Below are 9,766 nucleotides of genomic sequence, written 5' to 3' on the forward strand. Positions count from 1 at the left end.
TCGTCTGGCGCCGCCCGTTCAGTGACTCCGCTCGATACCCTCTTCCAGCTCCAGCATCAGCCCGCTCAAGCGCTTGACCTTGCGCCGCACGGCCTCTTCGAATACGCCGGCACGAGGCTCAATCAGGGTGAACCAGTGTTTGGCCCGGGTTATGCCGGTATAGATCAGTTCCTTGGTGAGCACAGGGTTCAGGGCATCCGGCAGAATCAGCGCCGTATGGGCAAATTCCGAGCCCTGGGATTTGTGTACGGTCATGGCGTACACGGTGTCGACATCGTTGAGCCGACTTGGCAGGACGAAGCGCACACCGCCCTGGCCATCGTTGCGCGGGAAGGCCACACGCAGCACTTGCCGTCCCGCGTCGGGGCCGTCACGCTCCGGCAACTTGAGGGCAATGCCAATGTCGCCGTTCATCAAACCCAGGCCATAGTCGTTGCGAGTCATCAGCACGGGCCGACCTTCGTACCATTGGTGATCGCTGTCGATCAGCCGAGCCTTGAGCAGCGCGTCGGTCACTCGCTGATTCAAGCCTTCCACCCCCCAAGGCCCTTTGCGTACCGCGCACAACAGCTGGAAGGCGTCGAAAGCTTGCAGCACCACACGAGCCCAATGGGTCCAGCCTGGATCGTCGAGCGGGCTGTCGAGCGGTGGCCGCTGACTGCGCAAAAGACTCAGGTAATGCCGATAACCTTGCGGCCCCTCGCCATGGCCTTCGAGCAACAACCGCTCCAGCGCCCGGTCCTGCTCACCCTTGAGGGGCAGGGAAAATACGTCGCCATGGCTTCCAGCCGCCAGTAACTTGCGGGCTTCCTCGGGTTGCTGCCGGTTGACCCAACGGGCCAACTGGCCAATGCCGCTGCCCTCGCCGAAGCGCCGTGAGTGACGCAGCATCACGACTTGCTGAGCCAGGGGATGCGTTCCGTTGATGTCTTCGTGCAAATCGCTGGCACCAAGGTTTTCACCGCTGACCGTCTCCAGCCACTGGCGGGTCTGCGGGCTGTACCAACCGGCTTCGGCATCGCGGCACAGATCGCCCAGGACGGCACCGGCCTCTACCGACGCCAGTTGATCCTTGTCACCGAGCAGTACCAGACGGGCATGGGCCGGCAATGCGTCGAGCAGATTGGCCATCATTTCCAGGTCGATCATCGAGGCTTCGTCCACCACCAATACATCAAGCGGCAAGCGATTGCCGGCGTGGTGCCGGAAATGTCGAGTGCCGGGACGACTGCCGAGCAAACGGTGCACGGTGGTCACATCCGACGGGATTTTCTCCCGCACCGTTTCAGCAACCTCCAGGGTTTGAACCTGTTGGCTGATGGATTCGGTCAATCGTGCGGCAGCTTTGCCAGTGGGTGCCGCGAGACGAATGCGCAGTGGTTTCCCGGCCTCCACCGCTGGCGCCTGAAGCAAAGCAAGCAAACGCACGACCGTGGTGGTTTTGCCGGTCCCCGGGCCGCCGGTGACGATGCTGAATGCGCTACGGGTAGCCAGGGCGCAAGCGAGCTTCTGCCAGTCGATCACTTCATCAGGCCTGGCTGGGCCGAACAGGCCGGTCAGGCGTTGGGGCAAATCACTCGGTGTTGTTTCGTGTGCAGCCAGACGCTGACGCAGGGAGTTATCAATGCGCCGTTCGTAAGCCCAGTAGCGGCGCAGGTACAGGCGTTTACCCGACAGCACCAACGGCCGATGCTGCGCGGCCTCACGCCCATCGACGGCCAGGGCCACCAGACGGCTGGACGCCAGGACCTTGCACCAATGAGCACCCTCCAGCGCCTCAAGCAATTGCGACGGCAGCAACATCGCGCCACTTTGCAGATCACCTTCCGGTGGCAGCGACAGAGCGAAGTCCGGCTCTTTCAGCGTTTCGAACAGATCCAGGCAAACATGGCCGTGGCCCAATTGGTGACTGGTCAACGCGGCGGCCAGCAGCACCAGCGGATCATCGTCGGGGGCGATTTCGTGGAGAAAGGCCACGAAGGCCTTGTCCAGCGCCCGCAGCCAACCGCGTTCGACCCAGCGCGTGAGCAGCAGCAACAAGTCATCTGCGCGACTCAGCGGGGCCAGGTCCGCCAGACTTTCGGCCGCCAACGGCGTGGGCAGCAAATCGGCGAAGGTGCGAGTCATAGCAGTACTCCCTGTTCCCAGGCGGGTTCGGCCTTGGGCTCTGGCTTGCCCTGGAACAACCGGTCCAGACGCTCGATCAGCTCCCGTGGCGGACGGGCGAAATACACGCCCTGGCTGGCCGCGCGAGTACCACGAAGGAACAGGTACAACGCTCCTCCGACATGCCGTTCGTAATCGTAATCGACCAGCCGCGCCTTGAGCTGACGATGCAAGGCGAGCAGGTACAACACATATTGCAGGTCGTAACGATTATCCAGAATCGACTGCTCCATGGCCGGCACGGTATAGGCCGCGTCATCGACGCCCAGCCAATTGGATTTGTAGTCGGCGACGTAGTAACGACCGTCATGCTCGAACGTCAGGTCGATGAAGCCTTTGAACATGCCATTGAGCAGCACCGGTTCGGCGGCCACCCTGGCCACGCCGTTGTGGGTGTATTGGCGCACCAGTTCATCGAGCTTAAGCACATCGACTTTGTGACTGGCGAACCAGAACTCCATCTCGACCCGGTATTGGGTCAGTTGCCCGAACACCACCGGTGCCTGCCCGCCGCCGATGTGCAGCGGGGATTTGAGCAAGTGCTGCAGCCAGTCACTCAACGTCGTGATCCAGCCTTCCCAGCCACGGCGATTGCAGCGGCGGGCGATGGCGTCTTCCACAGTCTGTGGTGCAGCGGCAAAACCTTCGTCACCGGCCCACTCGAGCAATCCATGGAGAAATGTGCCGGGGTTCGGCCCGCGAGGGAATCGATGGATATCAGCGCCGCCAGCAATCACTTCTCGCGGCGCTTGCGGATCGAGACGTTCGTCGTCAAAAAGCTTTTGGGCTTGCGGGCTCTCCGGGGCTTCGTCACTGCCCACGCTCAGACTGTCACCAATGCGCAAGGCGCTGTAGGAAGCGATCCACCAGTTTTCGCTGGCCTTGCGCTTGGGTATCAGCGGCGCAAGCAAGGTCGCTTCATTGCGCGGCGGATGGTAATGCTCGGCGCTCGCTTCAGGCATTTCACCGTAGTTCAGTGCAGGGCAGTCCTGCTGCAAATCTTCCAGCCAACGCCGCAACCCTGCCGACTCGGCCAATGGCGCACCACCGCCCAGCAAGTAACCCAACGCTGAAAGGTGCAGCGTCGAGCCATTGTTATTGCCGCGCTTGAGGTCCGTCACTCCGAGCCAGCAAGCATGTTGTGCCCGGGTCAGCGCGACATAGAGCAGCCGAAGATCCTCGGCCAAGCGCTCATCATCGGCTTGGGCGATCAACTCCGGCGTCGGCTTCAAGCTCACCTGAGCCTTGCCCGTCGCGTCGTGGTAATACAACGGCAAACGGCTGCCATCCACCGGTTTTGCCGAGCAGATGAATGGAAGAAACACCAACGGATATTCAAGCCCTTTGGATTTATGGATGGTCACAACCTTGACCAGTTGCTCGTCGCTTTCCAGGCGCAGGATCTGTTCTTCGCCAGCCTGACCGGACAATGCCAGATGCTCGGACAAGTGACGGATCAAGGCTTGCTCGCCATCAAGCTCGGCGGCGGCCTGCTGTAGCAACTCGGACAGGTGCAGCAGGTTGGTCAGCACCCGCTCGCCATCGTTGCGCGCGATCAACGCCTGGGGCAGTCGGAAGTCGTGCAGCAAACGTCGCAGCATTGGCAGCACGCCCTGCTTGCGCCAGAGCTCGCGATAACCGCGAAACTGCATGACCCGTGTTTCCCAAGCCAGTTCGTCCTGATTCAGCCGTTCCAGTTCAGCCAGCGAAAGGTTCAGCGTGATGCAGGCCAGCGCGGCGCGGAGGGGACGCTCGACATCCGGTTCGGCACACGCCTTGAGCCAGGTCAGCAGGTCATGGGCTTCCTGCGCGGCGAACACGGAGTCCTTGTCTGACAGGTAAACACTGCGCACGCCGCGGGCCGAAAGTTCGCCACGCACGGCCTGGGCCTCTTTGCCGTCGCGCACCAGAATTGCAATATCCGATGGCAGTAGACCTTTGAAGTCCTTACCGTCCTGGATGAAGCCAGCACAGCCTTGCTGACCGCCATTGAGCAGCGCGGTGATTTCACTGGCGCAGGCGGCGGCCAATTGTTGCCGATACACCGCGCCAGACAGTGGCTGATCGGCGGACAGGTGCCAGATGTTCAGGGCCGGTACAGCCTGAGCATCAATCTGCAGGACTTCTTTGCGTCCCTGGGATTCGACGGGCAGGAACGGTACCGGGTTCTCTCCATTTTTCTCACGAAACAGGAATGCTCCGCGCCCCTGCTCACGAGATTCGGCGCGCTCGAACACATGGTTTACCGCACTGACCATGCCATGACTGGAACGGAAGTTGGTGCCCAGGGTATGCAGGCGGCCAGTGGTGGCCTGGCGAGCGCGCAGGTAGGTATAGATGTCGGCTCCGCGGAAGGCATAGATCGCCTGCTTCGGGTCGCCGATCAGAAACAGACCGGTTTCAGGATTGTTATCTTCGATGCGATAAATGCTCTCGAAGATTCGGTACTGCACCGGGTCGGTGTCCTGGAATTCGTCGATCAACGCGACCGGGAACTGCTCGCGGATCAGTGTTGCCAGGCGCTCACCGCCTTCGGACTGCAAAGCCGCATCGAGGCGTAGCAGCATGTCATCGAAGCCCATTTCCGCGCGGCGACGCTTTTCCTCCTCGAACCGCGCACCGACCCAGTGAGCGGCATGCTGCAGCACGGCGGCGTCGGGGGTCGGCAAACCATCGAGACTGGTCTTGAGACCGGCCATCGCATCGAGACCGGGATGACGGGGGGCTTCACCCTTCCAGGCTTCAGACATGCCATCGGGAGTCAGACGAGTGAAGCCGGTGCCAATGTCCAGTAGCTCCAGAGACTCATCTTCGGCCCAGGCCCGAAGTTTCTCGAACCAGGGTTCGAAGTAGCGCGGCTGCATCTTGCGGCCATCGACGCTCTTGCTTGCGACGCCCTGGTGACAGATGGCAAGCAACTCATCCGCCCATTGGCGCCAGGGCATCTTGAGTTCGAGTAAAGCGGCCCGTCGCTGCTGCAGGCACTCGGCAATCAACTCGGCAGGCTCTTTACCTTCAACGCTGTCACGCTCACTGGCGAACAAGCCACGCACTCGTGGTAGCAACGCCGCAGGGCCGCCCCAATTGCCGCGAACCCAGTTCAGTGCATCGCCTTGCATTGGATAACAGAACAGTCGCCAGTAGTCGCGCAGGACTTCGCCGAGCAAATCACTATGATCGGTTTCCAGGGTCTGGGTGAACAGGCTGCCACTGTCGAACGCATGTTCGCGCAACATGCGCTGACACCAACTGTGGATGGTCGATACCGCCGCTTCATCCATCCACTGGGCGGCGATGTCCAGGCGGTTTGCACAGCCGGACCACTGCTCGGGGAGGTACTGGTCGCGCAACTCGGCGATGAGGCCATCCGGAGCCGATGTCTCATCGCGGAAAAACCGTGCGGCTTCAGCCAGCCGTGTGCGAATACGTTCGCGCAGCTCTTTGGTCGCGGCATCGGTGAAGGTCACCACCAGGATTTGCGGCGGCAGCAATTCACGGCCAAAACCACTCGATTCGCCGCCGTGGCCAAGGACCAGACGCAAGTACAGCGCAGAAATAGTGAAGGTCTTGCCGGTCCCGGCGCTGGCTTCGATCAGTTGGCTACCACACAGGGGGAATGCCAGGGCCAGCGGTGTTTTCGTGGTCATGCGCGCGCCTCCTCGCTGGTCAATGAACGCCAAGGGGCTTCAAGCAGAGGCCGATACAAAGCGTCGCACCAATCGGGGAAGGTTTCATCGGCAATCAGAGCATCGTAGTCGGCGAATTGCCGAGCGAGTGCCGGGCTTTCGCGGCGCTCGCCGTCAGTGGTCTGGCCGTCGCCTTCATAGGTCTTGCGGGCAGCGGCGTCAGCTTTGGCCGGGTCGGTTTGAGCGAGCCAGGCGAACGCTGTTTTTACTGCTATCGGTAGCGGCTGGCGCATGCCCGTTTGCCAAGCCAACAACAGGTCGCCCAGAACCCTGGACGCTGCGGCCTCCTCCATCGGACCGAGCAACAAACTGTCGTCGCTGGCCACCAACGCAGTAGTCATCGGCATGCCGCTGGCACAGGCAACCAGGTGATTGACCCAAGGTCGTGTCAGGCGATGCCATTTGCGGGCCTTGATCGAACCAATGCTGTTGGGAATCGTAGTCACCGACAACAACCCGCCATCTGCGCGTTGATGCAGGCCACTGAGCCAGCCTTCCAGACGCAATCCTTGTAGCTCCACACTCACCGGCAACGCGCTGGTGAGCGGGGTCGGCCATAACGCCAGAAGCTGCTGATAGCGCAGCAGCAGATCCGGCAGCGGCTCGATCAACTCTCGCTGAAGACATTCACCAAAACCGGCCATGGGCAAAAGCCCGCTGTTTTGCAGGCGTTTTGCCTGCGCCTCCAGTACCTGATCGGTTTGGTCCGGTTGCCCCAGTGCCGCTTCAAGCAAGCTGTCGCTGAGGCTATAGCGTTGCAGCGCGTCGAGTACAAATGGCTCTTCATCAGCCAAAGGCACTTCTGCAGCCTCGAAGAACACTTTGAGCCGGTGGCTGAAGAAATGTCGTACAGGGTTGCGCAGAAAATCCTGCAGCTGACCCAGGCTCAGCGGCTCGTCCTGGACGTAGGGTTCAAGCACTTCGATATCAGTCGCCAGATCACTGGCTTGATGTAGAACCTGCCACTCGCTGGCGTAGCTGAATAGATCTTCGCCTTCATGAAAGTAGCGAGCGCTGAACGGTTGCAGCGGGTGTTCCTGAGTCATGGACTCAAGCAGGTCATCATTATCATCGTGCAGTCGCCAGCCGCTGCCGAGATGATCACGCAACTGCCCTATCAACACCGAAGCAGGACGCTCGCTGTTGTCCCGAATACTGCGGCCGACCCAACTGATATAGAGTTGGTCGCGTGCCGACAACAATGCTTCCAGCAACAGATAGCGATCATCTTCACGTCGGGAGCGATCACCGGGGCGGTAGTCACTGCCCATCAGGTCGAAATCCAGCGGCGGCTGCGCGCGAGGGTAATCGCCGTCATTCATGCCAAGCAGGCAGACCAGTTTGAAGGGGATTGCTCGCATGGGCATCAAGGTACAGAAGTTAACGGCCCCGGCAAGGAAGCGCTGAGACAGGCGACCTTGGTCGAGACCCGCCAGCCAGGCTTCACGGACTACGGTCAACGGTAATTCGTCGTGCAAACCTACGGACTCGCAGGTCTCAAGCCAGGTCTCACGCAGCTCTTCGAGTTGGGCCAACAAATAGTCGTCATGCTCGTTGCTGGCCAGGAAGAATAACTGCACCAAAGCTTGCAACCGCGAGCCCCATTGTTTGGGCGCTGCAGGTTGAGTGAGTTCCTGGTGAGCAACTTCCAATGTATCCAACAACGCCACCAAAGGGCCTATGAGCGCGGCATCCAGACCACCAATTTCGTCGTAGGGTTCAATCCCCTCGCAGGCACTGGCGCTGCCCACGGCATAACCCAGCAACATCCGTCGCAGACCGAAACGCCAGCTGTTTTGCTCCAGTTCCTCAGGCAGACCCAGGCCCGCACGCTGCTCGGCGTTCATCCCCCAGCGAATGCCTGCGCCTTCGATCCAGCGATGCAAGGTCGGCAGATCTCGTTCCTCTACGCCAAACCGGGCGCGTAATGCGGGAACATCGAGCAGATCCAGGATCTCGCTGACAGGGAAACGACTGTCGGGAAGTTTGAGCAGGTGTTCGACAGCAATCAGTAGCGGATCCCGGCCGCGCTGGCCTTGATCCGCAAGTGTGAAAGGAATGAAGCGCGGATCAAAGCGATCGATCTGACCAAAAACAGCACGGATATGCGGGGCATAACTGTCGATGTCCGGGACCATCACGATTACGTCGCGAGGCCTGAGGTCTGTGTCAGCACTGAATCGTGCGAGCAACTGATCGTGGAGTATTTCCACTTCGCGTTGAGCGCTATGGGCGATGTGAAAACGGATCGATTCGTCTTTTTTCAGATCGACAGCAGCCCAACGCTCGCGAGTCTCGTTCAAGGGACGCAATTCCAGGATATCGTCCTGCAACTGATTGAGCATGTTCTGTGGCTGGCTTTCGCTGAAAAGATCGATGCGCCCGTCGCGAAACGCCGAGCGATAGCTATTGGGATCGTCGTAGCTGTCGAGCAGATTAATGTAGTCCCGCCCCTGCTTGCCCCACGCGGCCAGTAGCGGATGGGCATGCTGATGGAGCGTTTGCGCGTCGAGCACGACCGGCATACCGCTCTTGCGAGCCTGGCGCTTGTACTGATGTCGCAACAGATCTTTATCAGCGACGATGTCCGCCCAATGGTGACGACATGGGTTGTGTACGCACAGTAAGACCTGGCTGAATCGAGCAAGCCCGGCAAGCGCTTCCAGGGCCTGAGCAGGCAGTGAAGAAATCCCGAAAACGATCACCCGCGAAGGCAATCCACTCGGCGCTACGTCGAGGCTATTGATGCGCTCGATAAAGCGTTGGTGGACACCTGCGCGGCTTTGCGCCATGCCTTGTTCACCGACATCCAGCAACAGCGCACGCCACAGCTCCGCCTGCCAACAGTTGGCCGGGGTCAGGGCTTTGGCCTCGCCTCTACCATTTCGTAACTGATGAAGACCTTCTGCCCAGTCTTCGAGCCAATCGGCACGGTAGACCTGATATTGGTCGAACAGATCCGCCAGTCGCTCCGCCAATTGATAGCGTTTACGTAAGTCGGTGTCATGGGTAAGAAAGCGCTGCAGAGGTTCGAAGTGCGGTTGGTTGATTAACTGTGGCAACAGACGCATCAGACGCCAGGTCAGCGGGGCTTTATCGAGAAGGGATTTGACCGGGATCTCGTCACGTCCCAGCACCATGCGATAAAGCTGCCACATGAAGCTGCCCGGTAACTGCACATCGATGGCAGCGGCGATTCCGCAGCCGCCCATGTCGTCATCTTCGGGGTCTTCGGCCAATGCCAGCTTCAGCCATTGGGCGATGCCGTTGCTCTGTACCAGGGCGATTTCATTTTCCAAGGGAGCCAGCGGGTAGCGCCGCATCCAGCTGACCACCAGGCTGCGCAACTCGTCCAGACGGTTGCCGTGAACCACCATAAAACCAGCACTGAGGGACGTAGCGTCCGGCATAAAGGCTTCCTTGGGAAAATACAAAAGCTAGGGCCGAACCTTAGCACTGTCATCAGACTGTGACAGCCGGGAGCGGTCCGATAATGCTGTACGAACTTTCCTGCGGACAAAACAAAACCCCTACCTGCATACGCAGATAGGGGTTTCGGAATTTAATCTTGACGATGACCTACTCTCACATGGGGAAACCCCACACTACCATCGGCGATGCATCGTTTCACTGCTGAGTTCGGGATGGGATCAGGTGGTTCCAATGCTCTATGGTCGTCAAGAAATTCGGTAGCCAGCTCGTTGGCCCTTGCGGGTTCACGCTCCAGCGAATGGGTATGCGATAGTTTGGTGTTTTGTGAGTATCTCGAACTTTCGGTTCGTTTCGTCTTCACACACCGCAATCTGGTGCTCTCTCGCCTTTTCAGCTCGAAGCATGCAAATTGCTTGGGTGTTATATGGTCAAGCCTCACGGGCAATTAGTATTGGTTAGCTCAACGCCTCACAGCGCTTACA

The 9,766-nt window shown here is 59.7% G+C and carries 3 protein-coding genes and 1 rRNA gene; all 4 read right to left on the minus strand.

Annotated elements, in window-relative coordinates; translation table 11 throughout:
- Nucleotides 1-18: 18 nt before the first annotated feature.
- The 4 genes from recD to rrf all read right to left on the minus strand — a co-directional run bounded on the left by recD (nt 19) and on the right by rrf (nt 9,534).
- The gene (gene recD, locus AC1RQB_RS05305; protein ID WP_063341630.1) at nt 19-2,127 is read right to left on the minus strand and encodes an exodeoxyribonuclease V subunit alpha; all 2,109 of its coding nucleotides are present in this window, start codon (nt 2,125-2,127) and stop codon (nt 19-21) included.
- A complete protein-coding gene (gene recB, locus AC1RQB_RS05310; protein WP_063341631.1) occupies nt 2,124-5,813 on the minus strand; it encodes an exodeoxyribonuclease V subunit beta in 3,690 nt (1,229 codons plus the stop codon). Before recB ends, recD begins: the two co-directional genes overlap by 4 nt.
- Nucleotides 5,810-9,262: an exodeoxyribonuclease V subunit gamma gene (gene recC, locus AC1RQB_RS05315; RefSeq protein ID WP_063341632.1), complete on the minus strand. Its 3,453-nt coding sequence runs from the start codon at nt 9,260-9,262 to the stop codon at nt 5,810-5,812. Before recC ends, recB begins: the two co-directional genes overlap by 4 nt.
- Nucleotides 9,263-9,418: 156 nt before the next feature.
- Nucleotides 9,419-9,534 (minus strand): 5S ribosomal RNA (rrf, locus tag AC1RQB_RS05320).
- Nucleotides 9,535-9,766 lie beyond the last annotated feature (232 nt).

The sequence above is a fragment of the Pseudomonas sp. GW822-FHT02E03 genome, from assembly GCF_058802325.1.